This is a genomic window from Methanosarcina baikalica (assembly GCF_031461075.1).
In the GTDB taxonomy this organism is placed as follows: Archaea; Halobacteriota; Methanosarcinia; order Methanosarcinales; family Methanosarcinaceae; genus Methanosarcina; species Methanosarcina baikalica.
Genome location: NZ_JAVKPK010000006.1, coordinates 1 through 21,048, shown reverse-complemented (window position 1 = coordinate 21,048; position 21,048 = coordinate 1). Strand labels below are relative to the sequence as shown.

Below are 21,048 nucleotides of genomic sequence, written 5' to 3'. Positions count from 1 at the left end.
CAGATTTCACGGCATCGACTCAATCAAAGCCCTCGTATAAGCCGCAGCAACAACAGCTGCATACTGCTGCCATTCATCGTTTTTGTGAGAATCACAGTAATCGCAGATGCCTCTTACTACCAGATATCCAACTTCGTGATTCCATGTCGCATCAGCGATACCAGAAGCTTCCATTTCAATGGCTTTGACTTTGAACTTATCTCTTAATTCGTCTCTTAAAACTGGATTTTTTAAAAGCTTATTCGCGGAAGCGATAGGTCCAATAAAGACACGGGGTTGACCTGTTGTTCTTTTAGAATCGAAGGGATGAGAAATTTCCCCATTTTCATAGCCGTATAACTGATCTTGATTTCCTGAAGGGGAGATTATTTTTAGTTTAGATAAAGCTTGATTAATATAATTCATCCATGGGGAATTCCCTTCAATCTCTTCTGCTTCTAGATATCTTACCGCCTCTAGTAAACTTGCACTTGGAGGTTTTGGAGAATATTTATATTCAATCTTTTCTCTTTCCTCTTTTATAAAATCGTACTGAATAACACCTTTTTCACCTGATACAACAATATCACCCAAACGAACATGATTATCAGCATTTTTAGGATCTGGCACTCCACCAGCAATACCTACCATAATAATCGATTCTACTTTAGGAAAATGTTCGAGTAGAAGAGATGCACGTGAGGCAGCAATATTATTCCCCATACCTATTGTTGATAAAACGATATTGTATTTTTCTTCATATATAGAGGCAATTTCCCCCAAACAATATCTTCTACCTGCACCTTTTCCATCTACTTTATACGTTCTTTGATTCTCAAGTAGGATTTTAACTGCAGTGAATTCCTTAGGCAACGCAGTAATAATTCCAATTGTAGGTTTTGTTTGCTCGCAGTCAACAATCACATTTACACCGGAAATTTGAATTGTAGGTATAGACCCAATAATAAGCTCTAAGCTTTCATATTGTTTTAAAATGTCTTTTTCGTCTTTAATATTATCAATTTTTGTAAATATGTATTCGTTTTTTGGAAGGTCTGGTATTTTAGACTTTAAAATAAAAATAAGACCTTCCACTTTTTGTGTCATTTCTTCCTGACTACTGATTTCCCATCTTTGGACTTCTCGACTGACAGTATATGTGATTTCTTCTGTAGCAGTACCTTTCGATTCTTGGCACGCAATCTTTGCTTTTTCCTTAATTTCTTTGAGAAGGGATTTTAGTTTTCTGTTTAGGATGGGAAGCCCTTTTCTCAAAACCTCTGTAGCATAAGGGGATGTTTGTTCAGTTTCGGACATTAAATCTGCAGCTTGTTCACAGTATTCCATGTAAAGACTGAGTTCATCTTTTTTGCTTTCAAGACTTTTATTTTCAAGGCTTTGGACTTCTTCTAACGCCTTTGCTAGATTTTCTACAGCTTCGATGAGTAGTTGTTTGTTTTTTGACCTTTTAATCGCGATTCTAGCCTCTGTAAGATACTTGTCAACTTCACCTTTTGTCTGCTGCTTTTCGTCGGAAATTATTGTGTAGAATGAACGGTAGAATGGCAGGCAAAATTGTGATGGATTAAAAAGAGTAGATTCCTGTGACGTTTTTTCGAAAAACTTTATAGCTTGTTCAAATTCTCTCCTGTAATCGATTTCATTCTCTGCTTGGGACGCTTTAAATATAGAGATTTTTCCGAGAGAATAGTAAGCGTTTCTCCTTACACCAATGTCTTCGTCACTTGTAAGTTCTATCAATTCTTCCCAAAATTGTTGTCGATCTGGAAGTTGAGAATAAACAAAACTAATTATCGATGTCACAGTTGCTTTTATATTTCTATCCTCATTTTTCATATAGTTGTGTAAATCTTGACTAAGTTTTTGTTTATCTGAAATTAAATGAAAAGCAAAAACTAAAGCAGAAGATACATGGTTTCTCACATCTATATCTTTATGTGCTGAGAGCGTGAGAAGATCTTCCCAAGCTGCTTCCTTATTATCTACCGTCAAAATAGCAGATTTTAAGAAATTTGCTACAACTCTTCTTACTTGGTAATCTCCAGAGGTAACTTTAATTAGGTCGTTCCACGCTTTTTGTTTATCTGGAACATACAAAAAATTATTTACAAGCCCATTCGCGGCAATCGTTTTAACTTGACTGTCTTTATCAAAAGAAAACTTAACTAAAGACTCCCAAACCTTTTGTTTCTCTGGAGCTAATGTATAATTAGAGACAACTGCATTTAAAGCATCTTTTTTAACTTGGATATTTTTATCGTGGATTAATTCTATTAGATCTTCCCAAACTGTATGTTTATCACAAACATTTGGAAAAATATAATTAATATTGCTCGCAGAAATTGTTTTTACTTCAGTCTCCTCATACTTTATGAGTCGAATAAGATATTCCCAAGCTTTGTGTTTATCTTCACGACTGACAATATTTAAACAAAGAATTTTGGCCGCAGTACGCAAACTATTCTTATTTGTAGTTCTTGTAAATCGTAATAAATCTGCCCAAGCTTTTTCTTTATCTGGCGAATTTGAAAAAATAGAAATCATAGAGTTTTTTACTGTTTCATCTGCTTTACTTTCCTTAAAATCAACTAATTTAGTTATATCTAACCACGCTTTCTCTTTATTAGGGACATGTGGAAAAGCCAAACTAAATATTAATGGCATGCACGATATTACTCTATAATCTTCGTTGATCAACATTTTTGCCGTTAGTGCCACTAATTCTTCCCATGCCTTCTGTTTGTCAGTAACTTGAGGAAAAAGTTGAATAACATTACGTCTTGCACCAGGAGCATATTCACAATACGCAATTTCAAATGTTTCCAATGAACGTTTCCAATTTTCGTCATTCATGAATTATAAAAATCTCCACCACTTGTCACTAATTCTAAAAACTTCTAATTTAAAAAAGTTTCTAAATTGAATCCGTTTTAGATAAATTAAATTTAAAAAGTCAATTTTTTACTACTTGGAAAGCCCGTGCTGCGCACGGTGACAATAATCGTTAAGATGCCTATTCCAGCAATCCGGAAAAGATCTAAAGTGATCAATCTCTCTGGAACCCGAGGTACAAAAACAATCAAAAATCCAGAACCAGTCCATAAAATAAGCGAAAAAAAGAGGAAATTCCCCTGCCCTTCTTGAAAAACAAAAGGACAGGTAAAAGAGCTTAAAACTTCAACTTCACTTCTTATCCATTACCTTCCTGTACATCCTGGCCTGGAACCCGTGGTACTTCGCAAACCCTTCTGCATCCTTCTGGTCAAGGGTCTGGCTGTCAAATGAAACCATGTCTTCGGAATACAGGGCATTTGGCGAGCTGCGGGCAAGGATTGTGAGGGCGCCTTTGTAGAGCTTCACTTTCACTGTGCCTGTGACCCTTTCCTGGGACTTGTCGACAAAGGCGTTGAGGTCGGCAAAGAGGGGGTCGTCTACAAGGCCGCCGTATGCCATTTCGGACCACTGCTCTTCAACGGTCTTCTTGAACTTCAGTTCGCCGCGGGTCAGGATGAGTTTTTCCAGGTCGGCGTGGGCGGCAAGGAGGACGGTTGCAGCTGGGTGCTCGTAGTTCTCGCGGGCTTTAAGGCCAAGGACGCGGTCTTCAATCATATCAGTCCTGCCGACTCCGTTTTCGCCTGCAATCCCATTCAGCTTCTTAATAAGAGTGTAGCCGCCAAGCTTTTCGCCGTCAAGGGAAATTGGGACTCCTGCTTCAAAGGCGATATCAAGGATCCTGGGCTGGTCAGGGGCATTTTCTGGGGATTTTGTCCACTCGTAGATCTCTTCCGGCGGGACAAAGGAAGGGTCTTCAAGCCTGCCGCCTTCGATGCTGCGGCTCCAGATATTTTCGTCAACGCTCCAGGGTTTGGATTTCGTGGCTTCGACCGGGATTCCGTGTTCTTTTGCGTAATTGATTTCCCATTCACGGGTCAGGTTCATTTCCCGCATCGGGGCGATAACGTCCATGTCGGTCTGGCGGAAAACGGCTTCAAAACGGAGCTGGTCATTGCCTTTTCCGGTACAGCCGTGGGCAAGGGCTATTGCTCCTTCTTTCCTGGCAGCCTCTACCACCTTTTTGGCAATCAGCGGGCGGGCGACCGAGGTGCCCATAACGTAGCCTTCGTAATTTCCGTTGGCTTTGATCAGGGGGAAGATGTAATCTTTTACGAACTCTTCCTTTGCATCGATCGTGTAGTGCTTGTCGCTGATCTTCGCAGCTTTTACGTCCGCCTTCCTGATCTCTTCTTCAGGCTGGCCTACGTCGACCGAAATTGTAATTACTTCGTCGTACCCGTATTTTTCCTTGAGGATGGGGATGCACACCGAGGTGTCAAGCCCTCCTGAATATGCAAGTGCAACTTTCTTTGCCATGTTTCTAGTACCCCTTGTAACTTATGGATTAAAACAAATTTATGGATTAAAACAAATTTATGGATTAACACAAATAAGAGTAAAATTTGAAATGAATTTCGAATGAAATAAATGAATTTCGAATGAAATAAATGAATTTCGAATGAAATAAATGAATTCCAAATTGAAATAAATGAATACCGGATCGAAATAAATGTATGAGGATGGAAGAAAAGCCACCCTTTTCGGCTCGGAATATCCGCGCAAAACTCTGGTTCAGGACTTTCTGGCTTTTTACTCTATTTTTGCCAGTTCGATTTTGCTTTCCTGTTCCATCTCTTTGTGATACTCGTTAATAGATTTGATCGTAAGGTCCTGCCCTTTTTTCATGGTCTCTATAGCATCGGCTGCAGCAACTGCTGCCTGAATTGTGGTGATGTAGGGAACCTTGAAGTCCACGGCTGCCCGCCTGATCCTGGAGCCGTCCTTACGCGACTGCTTGCTTGTGGGAGTGTTTATGATCAGGTCAACTTCGTCCCTGCGCATCATGTCGATGACATTCGGGCTTCCGTCATGTATCTTCTTTACAGTGTCCATGAAGATCCCATGTTCTGCAAGGTGATTCACAGTGCCCGTCGTGCCCATGAGTTCAAGGCCTGCAGCCTGCAATTTCCTTGCCACTTCCACAAGCTCGAGTTTATCTGCATTCCGGATTGACAGGAAGACTTTTCCTGTAAGAGGCAGGAGGTTGTCGGCTGCGAGCTCTGCCTTATAGTATGCCCTTCCGAAATCGTAGTCAATACCCATGACCTCTCCAGTGCTTTTCATTTCCGGCCCGAGGACAGGGTCTGCACCCGGCAGTTTATCAAAAGGCAGGAGAACTTCCTTAACCGAAACATGTTTTGGCTTTGGCTCGTCCGTGTAACCCAGGCTCTTTAAGCTGTGCCCTGCAATGACTTTGGCTGCAATCTTTGCAAGCGGAATTCCTACGGCTTTTGAGACAAAGGGAATTGTTCTGCTTGAACGCGGGTTTGCTTCAAGCACATAGACTTTTCCATCTTTCTCTGCCATCTGAAGGTTTATCAGCCCTTTGACCCTGAGGCCAAGAGCGATCCTTCGTGTGTAGTCCCTGACCTGGTCAAGCACTTCAGGCGAGAGAGACTGGGTCGGAATTACACAGGCCGAATCCCCTGAATGTATGCCCGCTTCCTCTATATGCTCCATGATTGCGCCAATAAGCACATCTTTCTGGTCACAGACCGCATCCACATCGATTTCGCAGGCTGCCTCAAGGAAATCGTCAATAAGGATCGGGTGTTCCGGAGAAACCCTTACTGCCTCTTTCATATAGCGTTCAAGGTCGATTTCGTCATAGACGATTTCCATTGCCCGCCCGCCGAGCACGTAGGAGGGGCGAACAAGTACAGGGAAACCGATCCGTTTTGCAACCTCGATTGCTTCCTGCTGGGAAGTCGCATATCCACCTTCAGGCTGCGGGACGCCGAGTTTCTGCATAAGCAGATAGAACTTTTCCCTGTCTTCGGCAAGGTCCATATCCTCAGGGGCAGTGCCCATGATTACGGTATCAAGATCTGTCCTGCGCTTTAACTCCCTTTTGAGGGGAAGAGCCAGGTTCACCGAGGTCTGTCCTCCGAACTGCACCAGGACCCCGTCAGGCCTCTCACGCTCGATCACGTTCATGACATATTCCAGGGTTAGGGGCTCAAAAAAGAGCTTGTCCGAGGTGTCGAAGTCCGTTGACACGGTTTCAGGATTGTTATTAATGATATGAGTTTCGATGCCTTCTTCCCGAAGCGCAGTGACCGCATGGACCGTACAGTAGTCAAATTCGATTCCCTGTCCTATCCTGATAGGCCCTGCCCCAAGGATAAGGATCTTCTTCCTGTCAGACGGTTTTGTCTCACAGGTGTCTTCGTAAGTGGAATAATAATAAGGAGTAGCTGCCTCAAACTCGGCTGCGCAGGTATCCACCATCTTAAATGTAGCCACAATTCCGGCTGCGTGCCTGAAATCGATTATTTCCTGCATGGTTTTGCCGGTCAGTTCTGCAAGGCGAGTGTCCGGGAAGCCCATCCTTTTTGCTTCGCGCAGAAATTCCGGGGTAAGCTCTTCTGCCCTGATGCGTTTTTCCATGTCAACGATATTTTTCATCTTTGAGATAAAGAAGGGGTTGATGCTCGAAAGTTCGGCAATTTCTTTTACAGACATGCCTTTCTCAAGCGCATGGAAGATCACAAAAAGACGTTCGCTTGTCGGGGTTTTGAGGAGGGTCTTGATTTCAGGTTCTTCCCAGTGTTTTATTCCCAGCTGGTTGTCTATATCCAGGGACTTGAAAGCCTTTAACAGGGACTCTTCAATTGTCCTGCCTATTGCCATGACTTCTCCGGTGCTCTTCATTGCTGTGGTCAGGGTCTTGTCTGCGGTTGTGAACTTATCAAAAGGCCACCTGGGAATCTTTGTAATTACATAGTCCAGAGCAGGCTCAAAAGAAGCAGGGGTGCTCTTGGTAACGTTATTTATTATTTCATCCAGAGTCATTCCGATTGCAATTTTTGCGGTTACGCGGGCAATCGGATAGCCTGTAGCCTTGGACGCAAGGGCTGATGACCTCGAAACCCTGGGATTTACTTCGACAATACGATAATCGCCTTCTTTTAAAGCATACTGGATATTGCACCCACCTTCGATCTTGAGGGCGCGGATGATCTTGATTGAGGCACTCCTGAGCATCTGGTGTTCTGCATCGCTCATGGTCTGGGAGGGGGCAACAACTGCGGATTCTCCGGTGTGAACGCCCATGGGGTCAATATTTTCCATGTTACAGATTACGATACAGGTATCGTTTGCATCCCTCATAACTTCATATTCGACCTCTGCCCAGCCCAGCACGCTTTCTTCTATGAGCACCTGGGAAATGCGGCTGCGCCTGAGCCCGCGTTCCGTGATTTCAAGAAGTTCTTCCTTTGTGCGGGCAATTCCGCCTCCAGCCCCGCCAAGAGTGTAAGCCGGGCGGATGATCAGAGGAAGGCCAAGCTCCTCAACAACTTCTTCGGCTTCCTTTAATGTATTGACTGCCCTGCTCAAAGGAACCTTTTCCCCTATCCTGAGCATGGTCTCTTTGAAGAGTTCCCTGTCTTCCGTATTTTTGATAGCTTCAACAGGAGTCCCAAGGATCTGCACCCCGTATTTTTCGAAAACGCCCATTTCTGCAAGTTCACTGGTAATATTCAGGCCTGTCTGCCCTCCAATGCCTGCAATAATTCCGTCAGGGCGCTCTTTCTCGATGATCCTTTCCACAATTCTGGCATCAAGGGGTTCGATATAGACCGAATCAGCCATTTCCGGATCTGTCATTATGGTTGCAGGGTTGGAGTTTACAAGCACAACCCGGATGCCTTCTTCTTTTAAAGACCTGCAGGCTTGGCTGCCTGAGAAATCGAATTCTGCAGCTTGACCGATAGTGATTGGCCCTGAACCTATAAGCAAAACTTTCTTTATGTCCTCACGTTTGGGCATTAAATTTCACCTCCGAGGACCTTTACAACTTTGCTGAAAAACGTCTCTTCTGTATCCGTGGGCCCTGCCTGGGCTTCAGGATGGAACTGCACGCTGAAAATATCCAGGTCTTTGTGGGAAACACCTTCCACGGTTTTGTCGTTTGCGTTCAGGTACTTTACATATAGCCCTGTGCCCTCCAGGGAATCCGCATCAACAGCATATCCGTGGTTCTGCGAGGTTATGAAAACCCTGTTTTCAATGAGGTCCTTTACAGGCTGGTTTCCTCCCCTGTGCCCGAATTTCAATTTGTAAGTCTTTGCTCCCATTGCAAGGGAGATAATCTGGTGTCCGAAACAGATCCCGCTGACTGGAATCGTGCCCGCAAAGGCCTTTACAGCATTGATCGCGTCTATTGCTTTTTCCGGGTCTCCGGGCCCGTTTGATACAAAAAGAAGATCCGGTTCGTAGCTTGCAATTTCCGAGGGTTTAGTAGTTGCAGGAACCAGTGTGAGGTCAATTCCGCGCTTGTGCAGGTTGTTTATAATATTGCGTTTTATCCCAAGGTCAACTACAACCGCATGTTTGCGCTTGCCGATGCCTTTCCAGGCGCCTTCTGCTCCGGGAATGAAATATGGCTCTTTACAGGTTACAAGGGATATGAGTTCCTCGTCCGTTATCTGCGGGAAGTTCCTTGCCACTTCCACGGCTTCTTCCCCGTCGTCGCTGCCGGTGATAAGGGCTGCCCGCATTGTCCCGCGTTCCCTTGCCCCGATGGTAAGCGACCGGGTGTCAACGCCTTCAATCCCTGGTTTCCCTTCATCTTCTAAAAATTTATGGATAGAACGTGATGATTTGTAATGATAGGGTTTCTTGCAGGCTTCCCTGACAACAAGCCCCTCCGCATGGATGTTATCGGACTGGACGCGCTCCCCGTTGACACCATAGTTTCCGATAAGAGGGTAAGTGAACATTAAAATCTGGCCCTTGTAGGAAGGGTCTGTTAAAGCCTCCTCATATCCCGTGAATTGAGTGGTAAAAACAAGTTCGCCGCAAGCTGTGCCTTCAGCACCAAAACCGGTGCCCCTAATAATTGTTCCGTCTTCTAAGCCTAGTACTGCTTTCATCATCTGAACCTGCGAGTAAATGTCGTAAGACATGTATAAGTGTTACGATGACTTTCCCGATTCCCTGAGTTATTGGTATTTCTTGAGTCTTTTAATATATAAATATATCAATTAAATTTTATATCCTGTAAACAGGTCTACCTTGCATTTCAATGAGTCTTTTCCTTGTATCAGACTATCACAAAATTGAGGCTGACTGGAAGCCTGGTATCTACATGCAGGGCAAAAGTATTCAGCGCCTTCGTGCAACTGACAGCGCGACAGTATTATACTTGTCAGGAGTCAAATGTGCAGGTATGAAATTCTGGCAGGTTTGGTTTAGAGGATAGTAAAAAATATGGCAGATGCATGTACTCATAAATTCGATTCCGAAGAGAAAACCAGGATCCGACTTTTAACCGTTTTTCAATTCAATGGATTTTTAAGGAATCAGTAGGCAACATAACAGATGCACAATTTAAATCATTTACAACAAATATAAATATATGCATGAACGAACATCTAGAAAATATGGTAAATGAGGGGGGAAATAAAAAACAAAAAAGAGGCAGATAAAGGAGAGGAAATCAAAGACAAAAAAAGATCTAGTTCAAACATACCTTATAGTATCCACTTTGTTACTAGTGCATCGATTCTGATATAAATCCATAAAATAATTATATTAATTGTTCAATAACTAACCTTTATGCCTCGTATAAGCCGTCGCCCTAAATTATCATTTACTCAAAAAGAGTTAGATTATCTGACCAGGTTAAGTCGTTCTAGAAATCAAGCTGCAAACATTGTCCAAAGATCCAAGCTTGGTGGAATAACAATCTAAAATGGATTTATATCAGAATCGATGCACTAGAGATGTTGTAGCTGGTTGTAGAGTCTTGAGTGAATTTTTCCGCGCTTGTCAATGTTTTTCTTTGTTACCGAACGTTGGGCAAATCAGGTGCAAATATTTACGTGCAGGATTACGTGCAGGATTTATAGATTGATGCTATAAAGTTAAACCAATGAAAGTAAATTAGACGTATGTACTAACATAATATATCCGAAATAACATTATGTGTTAAAAATATTATATAGGGTGAGAACATAGTATAATTTGCGTTCTCATCTACCAAGACCACATAGCAAAGACCTATTCCACAAGAAATACTTCAACGCCTACTCCGAAAAATATATTATAGAAGTGAAGAGATAAAATTAAGAGCTCGCAACCCGTGAGTCCAGTACCAAACCTCTTCCTAAACAAGACCTAATAAGTGCCTTTCGGGACTTCCAGAATTTTCAGGTGGGAACGCAATCTCTTCTCCAAATAACCTTAGTTTGACAGTATAAATTCCATTTAGCATGAAACCTTCTTTTCTCGTCAAAAATCATTTTACAGTCTGCAATAATCTCATCAAAATTATTTGTGACTTGTTGATTTTTCAACCCAGTTACCTCTGAAAAATAAGGAGGTCGGGATTTTTTGTTCCATTTTAGCCTTTTTGGCATATAATATTTTATGCACTATAGGATATTTTGCTCGTTACCTATACAATATATCAAATTCAATCTCAAAAATTAGATCAAGGAAATAACCATCAAGAGACCGAAATTAGGCAACGATCTGGTATGCCTAAAAATGGAGGGAGCTCGGTCTGCAGAGCACTTCCCCGTCTTAAACAGCCGCAAGGGATTGCTAAATGAAGACCTGTCAATATCCGGTTTTAACCACAGGAGTCACCCCAATATCAAGATACTGGTCTTTCTCAGTGTTGTACTCCGGCCAGGTTACATTGATCCCTCCATTGGGGTTTCCAGTCTTAGCAAACCTGATCCAGAGATCCATCATATAATCTGAGACCTTGCTGCTGGTGGGATCCGGATTCCAATAGCTGGGCCGGAACACAAAGTAGAGTTCGCTGGTATGGTATGCACCATTAGGCTGCCCGGGCAGGACATATGTGAACTTATACAGATACGTGCTCTGATTGAGATCGGCCATGGACCCAGCAACAAACTTTGCTGCCGAAGCAAAGTCGATATCTGTCGTGATCCTCTCCATTTGATGCTGTACTTCTTCCTTTGTACTTGCCGGGTACTTGGCTAAAATTTGGCTGGCGTTTTCCCCAAAGCTGTCCCGTATGAACTGCTCGTACTGAGAAACTGTCATATTTGTATTCGCAGCCAGTAAGGTGCCTTCATCGGCATTGATCCCTATGATGAGCGGGACTGGATTCTCCCGCCCTTGCCTGAAGATTTCTTCAGGGGCCTCTGTGATCAGCCATCCATCAATAGTAGGCTTGAAGCCAACATTGTGGAAACCCCAGAATGTGGAATTCAATATATATGGTGTTTCATTGACCAGATCAAAAGCACTTCTATTGCGCATCTGTTGAATCGCATCCTGCCCAGAATATCCGAGGCTTTCGGCAAATTTCAGGCCGTACTCTTCGGCTTCAGCTTTTGTATTATAAGCAGGTAATATTGGCCCTCTCTTCCAGATGGGACCACTTTCTACGATGGCCTGGCTGTAGAGCCCTCTGCTCTGCTGGGTAGCGAGTTGAGCGAGAATACTGGCCCCTCCTGCCGACTCCCCGAAGATCGTAACGCGGGTAGGGTCTCCTCCGAAGGCTTCTATGTTGTTCTGGGTCCACCTCAGGGCTGCCTCCTGGTCAAGGAGCGCGTAGTTGCCTGAAGTATTGTGAGGTGACTCCTTTGACAGTTGGGGATGTGCCATGAATCCAAGAACACCGACCCGATAATTAAGCGTGACAACGACGACGCCTTTCTTTGCAAGGGCACTTCCGTTATAGAGTGGAAGAGAGCTTGATCCCCGCACGTATGCCCCTCCGTAGATAAAGACCATCACAGGCAGTTTTTCTTTCGAATCCACTGCCGGCGTCCAGACGTTCAGGTACAGACAGTCCTCGCTCATTTTCCCGGGGGACCATTCAGATCCAAAAGCAGGTGCAACTACCTGGGGACATGTCGGCCCGAACTTATCCGCCTTTCGAATTCCTTCCCAGGGTTTTACAGCCTCAGGAGGTCTCCACCTCAGATCACCTGTAGGAGGGGCGGCATATGGAATTCCAAGATATATCCGGAGTCCGCTTTCATTTATCCCTGAAATATATCCATTTTCGGTCTTTACAATTCCGGCATCTGATTCGCTCTGTGTATCTTCAGCCATGCCTCCTCCCGTCATGAGATATAATCCGACAAATATCACACAAACAAGTAATCTGCATTTAAGTAATCTGCATTTTTTCATTTCTTTTGCTATGATCTTCTTCGAAACAGATGATGTGAAGTCTTTCGTCCCCCACCGGCGCTTCACGCATTCTGGATCAGGACACGCCTTAAAGATGAGCTTTCGTGAATTATCGAAAATTCTTGTGATGACAAGCTCCCGCTCCCCAGTATTCGGATTCTTTTCTGTCATTTATTGCTTGCCTCCTTTGTGTCAGGATGATAGTGAAGCAGAATAACCCTCTGAGTTTAATGTTTCATTTTCATAAGTTTTAATTTCTGCATATCACTCCCTTTTTGATACAGGAAGCATCCGTTCCTTGTGATGTTCTAAAAATTCGAGTTGTATAAATATAAAATCTCTTCACGTTTCATTTAAAACACGAGTGGCTATTTTTATAATAACCAAATGAAAATAATCAGCATTAAATGTTGCAGAAAAATAAATTCGGAGTAGAGGTAGCTGAATGATTACCTTTTTTGTTTTAATCTTTGGGATAACCATTACAATTTTTCTGTCCTAACTTACATGTCTGCAGAGTCAGATATTTATATTACAAATAAACTTGAAATTTAAGTTAAAGTATATTTTTGTCATACAGTTGTAAAGTTAAATGCATTGTTTGAGGCTGTTTTTGAGACTTAATTAAATTTTTAAATTCTCGGCAAATATGTGAAATTTACTTTTACCCATACAATTTGAAGAGGATACAAAGAATAGGACAAAATTAGGTCAAGAACATTTTTTTGGGATAGTTATTCCAAAAATGAACCTAAAACTCAAAGTTTGCTTCTTGAATATTGTATTTGAAATAATCACTCACGGTCCTGACTATGAAAGCAATCCTGAAAATTCTTAATGATTAAGAGTAAATTGTCTTTTGGGATAAGCCCTAAAAAAGAATATAAGGAAAAGACTGACGACCTTCTCGATGATACCTACAAATCCACCTAAAAACCAAAAGAAGTTCCTGAACCCCGATAAACGCCTGAAAGATAATCGTTGGTGTATTACACATTTCATGAGTGGACTTTTCTATCATTATGGTCCCACCATGATAATGAAAACACCACTCCAGGTTAAACCCCTTTCATTTTCAATATATCAGTTCAGAATTGATGCTGAGGGGATTTATATAGAAATACGGAGCTACATATGTGTATTTAGCTCTACTATAGGTATTGTCAAAACATCTATATAACTGAAGACTAATCTCATTAGTAATTGAGAAATATTGTAGGCAAATTCAAAATCCTTAACTGTTTGGGATAAATTAAAACGGGGAATCCTTATGCTTCAAAAAGGAAAAATAAAAGGTTTAGTCTTTGACTGTTATAAAACTCTCATTGATATCAAGACTGATGAAGATAGCAGGGAAACAAATGAAAGGGTAAGCAAGTGGTTGATCTATCAAGGAGTACGGATCGAACCTGACAGACTCAGAGAAGAATATAGATGGAAAGTCATAGGTAGGCTGGGCAATTCAGGTCAGCGGCACCCGGATATCCGTATAGAAGAGATTTTTGCCGAGATCTGTGCCGAAAACGCTTTTATGGATATCGATCCCTACTGGCTTGGAATTGAAACTGCCAAAGTATTCAGGACCGCATCTTTAAAAAAACTGGAAGCCTATCCTCAGAGCCTGCGCCTGCTCGAAAAATACAGAAATGTCCCTAAATGCATTGTCTCCAATGCTCAGAGAGTTTTTACGGAACAGGAGCTTCGCTTCCTGGGATTATATGACCGCTTTAATTTCGTAATCATGTCCTCTGATCACTGTATAAAGAAACCTGACACTAGACTCTTCAGGATGGCCCTCGACCGTCTTGGGCTTGAGCCCTGGGAAGTGCTCTCCATTGGAGATACACCAGAAAACGATATATATCCGCCTCAAAGCCTCGGGATGAATGCGATGCATATCCGGGATGCCTGGAGATATGGATAATCTTCACACGTGCATGATTAATGTTTTGGCTGCGTAGTAAACTTCTCAAAATCAGTTCCAAGAGGCTGAAAACGAATAAAAATGTATCAAGCCACTCAATTCAAATTGATGGAGATTCTTTGTTTCAGAGGATTTCTACAGAGCCATATGAACATAGAAAAAAAGCTTTCTAAGATCATTAGAATTTGGGAGAGAAGTTGCGATGGTTGAAGAGTGCAGATGTCCATTATGTGCGGATAGAGTAGACGAAGACGAATTCAGAACCGAAGTGTTTATTAGGGAATTCGAGAGTTCCGGGCTGTGTCAAGGATGTCAGGACATGGTTTTTGGATATAGAGTAGCATGGTGACAGGCCAATTGCGTGATTAAAGTATTGGAAATCTCTGCTTTTAAGAGATGACAAGCATGGATCTTAATTTTACCTCTGACGTTTTTCTTCGCATGAATTTTTCAAATATTTTCCTCTAATTTCTCGATTTAATTCCTCTTTTTGACTTTTCGTATTCATTATTCTTTGATTTTAAAGATAGATTCCGCTATCCTTAAAATACTCCTTTTTTCAAATATTCTTAATTGATGGAGATTATAACTCGGACTTACGCGGTTGAACTGAGATTTCAACAGTATTAAACATTCAATTGTCTAAAACACAAATCTAACCATAAAAGCTGTTGTATTTGATTTAGTGTCTCAAGTGCATAAGTCATATGGTATACGCTGTAGAAGAGCGGGATAGATGTATAAAAATAGCTATATTTGTTAGTCTCGTATATGCGTCATTAGTACAAACTTCCTACCTAAGGGTAACGATGAAATCAATACTCAAAAAAGGTAAGGTGAAAAGTACTTTCATTTATTTGTGCATGTTATTCGAAGAATTTCATGTTCGTTTTGGAGGAAAATATTATGATGGAACTTATGCAAGGTTTGCCAGACAATGTTCTGGGTATCATTGGTAGTGGAACGATAACGGGAGAAGACTACGACACTGTACTAATTCCTGCAATGAAAGACAAACTGCAAAGGCACAAGAAGATTCGTATGCTTTATCAATTGAACAAGGACTTTATGCATTATGCACTGGATGCTTACGTAGAAGATGCAAAGGTGTCATGGCATACACTTTCATTCGAAAAAGTTGCGGTTATTTCTGATGTTCACTGGATAAATGATTCTGTCAACGTATTTAAATTCATTATTCCTGTCCAAGTGAAAGTTTTCAGTAATAATGAATTTGATAAAGCAAAGGCCTGGATCAGTGAATAATATTATTTATATCAATAGATATGGTTTTTATAAGTATTTGACTTGCCAATTCTCCCCGCACGTCATTATATCACCACCTTGCCCCCCGTTCTGGCATACGGGATTTTTTCTGCCTTTTATTTTTATTGTAGGGATGTTCTCCATAATATCCCCACTCCCTCCAAAATTGTAGTTATTTTTCCCTGTTATTTATCGCATAGCTTTTCTAAATACTGGAAAAATAAGAAATAAGTTCACAATACAATTAATATAAAATTCAAAATTAGCAGTAAAAAAGTAAAAATAGCAAAAAGGGAGTAAAATTAAAACGTGAATTTTTATATAGATATCGTGTCGCTCTTTTCCCTTTTGAAAATCGCAGTTACGTTGCCTTCTTCATCAATATCGTTCTTGATCAAAACCAGTTCCCATCCTTCGTTTCCGATTCTTTCGAGTTCGCTCATCATTTGTGGCATGTTAAAACCATCAAGCCTGCGAGAATCATACTCCCATTGATGTATCATTTCAATACCCCTCCAGTTACGATAAAGATAAATTTTGTAATGTTTTATATTGAAATGAAACTATAAATAACCCGAACAAAAAGAAAAAATCAATCCGGTATTTGTCTTCGATACAGATATATCCGAGCTTCTTTTCTCTGGATTCCTTGCTCTCAGTCCCAGTTCCTCAGGGCTTCATTTTCTTAAAATAAACTTACTTCCCGTTAGCAGAAAGTCCCGGAACTGCGGACCGAAAGAGCATTCCCTTCTCCCAGCTGATCCTGCGGATTCTCTCACGTGCCATGAAATCAAGTACAAGTTCGATATCTTCAGGATATCGTGCACTGGGATATAAGGGAGGGAGGGGCGGCGAATTCTGCCTTGAAACATAGAACATATTTTCACCAAAATAAGCGATAAAATCAAGCTGATATTTTTTGAACACAAGACAAATATATTTTTTTGAAAGAGGAGGCTTTGCAAATTCAAAGTCCGCATCCGTCAGTTCAATTTCTGCCCTGTACATGAAAGAGAAATTAGCAGGATAGAATATAAACTCCAAGGTGCAGAGACAATTTACTTGCCTGAATTTCTCGAAGACGTATTGACACCGGCATCAGATATAGATCCGATCAGAACAAAAATAAATCCGATCAGAACAAAAATAAATCCGATCAGAACAAAAATAAATCCGATCAGAACAAAAATAAATCCGATCAGAACAAAACGAGTCTTCCCTTAGTGGCGATCCATAAAGCATTTCTTCATTATTTTCAAACTTCTCATTTCAGGGCGGAAGATTCTTTCTTCAGGATTTTTTGATCAAGGATGACTTCTTTTTCTCGACCCGTTCAAGAAGTTCCTTTCCAAGTTTAGAATAATCTTTTTTCACAATCTTTTCTTTGTTCACGGTTTTTTGAGCAAGAATAGCTTCACCCTCTATCTCCTCAAAGAGACTTGAAAATTTATCAAAAGTTAGAATACATGTTTCAAGCAGCTTCTTCTGCGCAGACAGGTCACCTGGAGTCAGATTTCCTGCGCGTCTTAGAAGCCCTGCAAATTGTTCAAGAATTTTAAGAAGTTTGTGGTTTTCTTTCTGCTCCCTGATCTCACCAGTTATTTTCGAGAGGTACCTATCACTTTCAAGTTTTACTACGCCAGGCCTGTCGCTGAAAAGAATGAATAAGAGAGCTTCATAAAAGGGGAAATAGAATTCAGGAATATGGAAGCCAACAGATGTTTCAGCTGCTTCTTTAAAGTATTTGACAGCTTCTTTCAGCCCGAAAATGTAAGTAGCTTCGTTCTCAGCCCTTAATGCCCTCCAGAGAGAAGCTTTTCCAAGGGAGCGGAAAGCATATTTTCGGACATAAACGTACGGGTTATCAGTAAGCGCCTTCAAGTCTCTCCAGGCCTGTGTCTTATCCGGCACGTGGAAAAAGGCAGATCCAAGCGCCCGTGTTGCAACCCTCTGCACAAAACTATCGCTATGACCGGAAAGCTGGAACATGTCCTTCCAGGCTTTTCCCTTATCAGGAACCTCTGTATAGCCGGACGACAGGGCAAGAACGGCTTCCTTCCGGACTTCCCGGTCCTCAACGGATGCAAGCCTCACAAGCTCGTCCCAGGCTTCCTGTTTATTTTCAGAATAAGCAAAAGCGACGGCAAGAAGTTCCGCTGCTCTCTTCCGAAGCTGGACATCCTGGCTTTCAGTGAGCCTGACCAGGTCGAAAAAGACTGCGGATTTCCCCTCATCTGCTAAAAAAATATAGTGAAGTAGCTCTGCAGCGTTCTTTCTGGCACCTGTGTCGTCTTCCCCTGCCATCCTGAGAATTTCGCTCCAGATATCCTGTGTTTTGCCGTATTGGGAATAAGCAGAAAGCAGAGACTCTATTGAACCTCTTCTCATCTGGGGGTCCGGATCCGAACTGAGGCTGATAAGTTTTTCTATAATTTCGTTTTTGTCCGGAAGGCCAGAGTCTGCCCTGGTAAATAGCTCTGCTATATCTTTTCGTATGTACTCTTTGCTATCAACCGCAAAATCGGAGAAATAAGAAACAGGCGTTCTAGTTTCCTTATCCTGAACCTGCATATTATCAGTTCCTTCTTTTTCCCCGGACTTTCTTATTTCCTCGGACTTGCTTGTTTCTCCAGACTTGCTTGTTTCTCCAGACTTACTTGTTTCTCCAGATTTACTTATTTCCCCAGATTTACTTATTTCTTCTCCCGATTTGTGTTTTCCCAGTTCTTCCAATTCCCCTTCACTCACTCCGTTCTTATTATACAACTGGGGATAAACAGAGGCAAGCGTATTTACAACTTTCCTGAGTACAGAGCTATCCTTTTTTTCAGCCAGGCGCACAAGCTCAGAATATACCTCATTCCTGTAGGACATGTACGGAAAAACCTTGGTGAGGGTATCAGCAGTCATTCTTCGGACGTGTTCGTCCTTATCCTCTGTTAGTTTTATAAGTTCATTCCAGAGTGAACTTTTGTCATCCAGGCTGGGGAATAAAGATGCTAGCGCATCAGCTGCTACATTCCTTACATACTCGTCCCCTTCCCTGGTGAGACTCAAGAAATCAACCCATACTTTGTTCTTATCCGGCATGTCAGGAAATATAAAAACCAGGGCATCTACAGCCTGTTTTCGTACATGTTCGCTCTCGTCTCCCGTAAGCCTGAGTACATCATTCCAGGCTTCTATTTTATCCGGGATATGGGAAAAAACAGGAGGAAGAGCCAGAAGTGCTTCCTTTTGAACCTCAGGGCTTTCTGACACTGCAAGTTCCAGCAGAGTCTCCAGGGTCTCGTCCTTCATTTCATCCGGCATATCAGGATAAGCAGCGCCGAGAGCCCGTGCAGCCTGCTCCCTAACCTTCCCATCCACAGATTCGGTGGCCAGCTCCAGTACTTCGTCCCAGGCCTCTTCTTTTCCTTCATTTGGCAGTTCCGGAAAAACCATACTTAAAAGCGAAGCCGACTTTTCGCGCACATAAGAATCATCCGAAGACGCCATCTCAAGCAGATCTTTCCACATCTGCTGCTTATCAGGGACTTCGTGTATCAAATAAGAAAGCGAGCGGAGAATTCCCCTGTTCACATCCTCCATACTTGATTTTGAGTTTATCAGCTCAACAAGATCTTTCCATGCCCGATTTTTGTCCGGCATGAGGGAAAAAACACTGACCAGTGCATTGACTGCAGCCGTCATTACCGTCTCTTCCGGATAAGCCGTAAGGTTCACAAGTCTCTCCCATGCAAGCTGCCTGTCCGGCACATTCGGAAAAACCGTTGTAAGGGAGTTGACAGCTTCTTCCCGGACTTCGCTTTTTCCATCAGAACAAAGCCTTAACAGATCTTCAAAAGCCTGCATTCTGTCAGGAAAAACTTCAAAAAAAGCTCCCAGCTGCCTTGCAGCCTTTATCCTCTCATCTGAGGCCTGACTGAAAGTCCTAGCATGTATCCCTGGTTGCTCACTCAAGAATTTCCACCAACCACTATTCTATTCCCTTTTTATTTCCTGTATCTCAATCTGGCAGGTCTCCTCTTATATCTATTGATTTTGTATTTTAGCCGGAAGTAAAAAAGAATCCGGAGTTAAGCCGGAGAAGTAAAGTCACCTGGAAAGTTTTGGGCGCTCAATCGCCTTCACTCCTTATTTACTCCAAAGGAGGTGATAAACTGTCTGGAAAAAACACCAATTTTTAGATGGCTTGCGTCCATGCTTCAGTCTTCGTCCAGTGGATGTTGCTAAGTATTTCAGAAAAGTTTTTAAAGTTAGGGTTTGTCTCATTATATTTGTTGTATTATTTATTCTCTAATCTATGTTGTTTCGGAATTTTTTGATTAAGAACTGATATAATTATTCAATTGATTTTAGAGTTAATGAATTCTACAATTGGATACAGGTATTACACTTGCTTTTATCAGTATATTTTGGAACTAAACTATAAATAAAAAAAATAATATTTTGTTAAATAGAAGGCTGAAGCAATGCGGCAAAAGGATGTAAGAATGAAGCAACTGGCACAAAAAGTAACAGATTCTATCGAACCTGTAATTCCTTATCTGGTGATCGGATCTAAAAAAGCAGCTGAGGAAGCTGGCAAAAAAGTAGGGCCTGATGTTTGGGAGATTAAGAAAAAACTGTGGGAAAAACTGTGTTCTAGAGAATGCTCTGAGTTAAAAGAAGCCGCAGGAGATATGGTGGTTGCACCTTCTGATCCGGAAGTAAAGCAGGTTTTTATTCAGGAGATTCTAAGATCGTTTGAAAAGTACCCTGATTTAACTAGAGAAATTTCACCTTTTATGGAAGATGAGGCAATACAGAGGATGATGGCTGGGGATAGCTCGGTCAAGCTTATAATACAAAGCTCAAAACAGAACTCAATTGACAAAAATAAAGTGCTTGAAGAATTTAATACGTTTCTTGAGAAATTAATAGCAAAAAACAGTACTGTTCAGGATTTAGAGCGGTTTAAAACTTCGGATACTGAAACTACTGCTCTGGACCTGAGAATTACAACCGAAAACGATGCTAGTGCCGGAAAGCCACATCAACATTATAAGCACATTCAACTTGACCAGAGAATTATAACTGAAGATAGTAGTGCCATTGCCATACGAATGGCAAAAATTGCAGAAATTACACAAATAGATGTTGAAATTCAAAAAGAATCTCAAAGAGCAAAGGCCCTTTTGGCGCTTGTCTCTCAGCTGGAGGGGCCCGAAAAAGAAGAAATTCTGGAAAAGGCTCTTAACTTTGCCTCCCGGATTCAATATGGAGATATAAGGTCAGATGTCCTTTCCCTGCTTGTTCCGATTCTGGAAGAGCCAAGAAAGGTAGAATTTATAGAAAAAGCCCTTTACTCTGCCTCCAATATTCAAGATGAAGACGAAAGAGCCATAGTTCTTTCTTCGCTTGCCAGTCATCTGCGAGGGAAGGGAAAAGAAGAAATTATGGAAAATATCTTTGACTTCGCCTCCCACCTTAAGTACGGAGATGCAAAATTCCAGATCCTTTCCTCGCTTGTCCCGCATCTTTATGGGTCCAGAAATGAAGAGCTTATTGAAAAAGCCCTTGAGCTTGCATTTGGGATTCAATCGGAGTATCGAAGGGTAGAGTCTTTTTCT

The 21,048-nt window shown here is 41.8% G+C and carries 11 protein-coding genes; 3 read left to right on the top strand and 8 right to left on the bottom strand.

Annotated elements, in window-relative coordinates:
- Window positions 1-6: 6 nt before the first annotated feature.
- The 5 genes from RG963_RS02495 to RG963_RS02475 form a co-directional block, all read right to left on the bottom strand.
- Window positions 7-2,853 carry a phosphorylase family protein gene (locus tag RG963_RS02495; RefSeq protein ID WP_310574700.1) on the bottom strand — a complete coding sequence of 949 codons (2,847 nt, stop codon included), beginning with the start codon at window positions 2,851-2,853 and terminating at the stop codon, window positions 7-9.
- A gap of 330 nt (window positions 2,854-3,183) precedes the next feature.
- A complete protein-coding gene (locus RG963_RS02490; protein WP_310574699.1) occupies window positions 3,184-4,371 on the bottom strand; it encodes an argininosuccinate synthase in 1,188 nt (395 codons plus the stop codon).
- 273 nt (window positions 4,372-4,644) lie between these two features.
- Entirely contained in the window at window positions 4,645-7,887 is a 3,243-nt protein-coding gene (gene carB, locus RG963_RS02485) for a carbamoyl-phosphate synthase large subunit (protein WP_310574698.1), read from the bottom strand.
- A complete protein-coding gene (gene carA / locus RG963_RS02480) occupies window positions 7,887-8,993 on the bottom strand; it encodes a glutamine-hydrolyzing carbamoyl-phosphate synthase small subunit (protein WP_310574740.1) in 1,107 nt (368 codons plus the stop codon). Before carA ends, carB begins: the two co-directional genes overlap by 1 nt.
- 1,690 nt (window positions 8,994-10,683) lie before the next feature.
- Window positions 10,684-12,414 carry a carboxylesterase family protein gene (locus tag RG963_RS02475; protein ID WP_310574697.1) on the bottom strand — a complete coding sequence of 577 codons (1,731 nt, stop codon included), beginning with the start codon at window positions 12,412-12,414 and terminating at the stop codon, window positions 10,684-10,686.
- 1,099 nt (window positions 12,415-13,513) lie between these two features.
- Here RG963_RS02475 and RG963_RS02470 point away from each other — a divergent pair.
- Together RG963_RS02470 and RG963_RS02465 are read left to right on the top strand one after the other, a co-directional pair.
- On the top strand, window positions 13,514-14,167 hold the full coding sequence (locus RG963_RS02470) for an HAD family hydrolase (RefSeq protein ID WP_310574696.1): 654 nt from the start codon (window positions 13,514-13,516) through the stop codon (window positions 14,165-14,167).
- Window positions 14,168-15,073: 906 nt separating this feature from the next.
- Window positions 15,074-15,433 (top strand): SpoIIAA family protein, encoded by a 360-nt coding sequence (locus tag RG963_RS02465; protein ID WP_310574695.1) that lies wholly within the window; start codon window positions 15,074-15,076, stop codon window positions 15,431-15,433.
- A gap of 317 nt (window positions 15,434-15,750) precedes the next feature.
- Here RG963_RS02465 and RG963_RS02460 read toward each other — a convergent pair whose 3' ends face one another.
- The 3 genes from RG963_RS02460 to RG963_RS02450 form a co-directional block, all read right to left on the bottom strand.
- Complete coding sequence (locus RG963_RS02460) at window positions 15,751-15,936, bottom strand: hypothetical protein (protein WP_310574694.1); 186 nt, start codon at window positions 15,934-15,936, stop codon at window positions 15,751-15,753.
- A gap of 193 nt (window positions 15,937-16,129) precedes the next feature.
- Window positions 16,130-16,477 (bottom strand): hypothetical protein, encoded by a 348-nt coding sequence (locus RG963_RS02455; protein WP_310574693.1) that lies wholly within the window; start codon window positions 16,475-16,477, stop codon window positions 16,130-16,132.
- A 246-nt stretch (window positions 16,478-16,723) separates the two neighbouring features.
- Window positions 16,724-19,396, bottom strand: a complete 2,673-nt coding sequence (locus RG963_RS02450) for a HEAT repeat domain-containing protein (protein ID WP_310574692.1) — start codon at window positions 19,394-19,396, stop codon at window positions 16,724-16,726.
- 512 nt (window positions 19,397-19,908) lie between these two features.
- Here RG963_RS02450 and RG963_RS02445 point away from each other — a divergent pair.
- Window positions 19,909-21,048, top strand: a 1,140-nt coding sequence (locus RG963_RS02445; RefSeq protein WP_310574691.1) for a hypothetical protein, incomplete at its 3' end; no start/stop codon positions are given.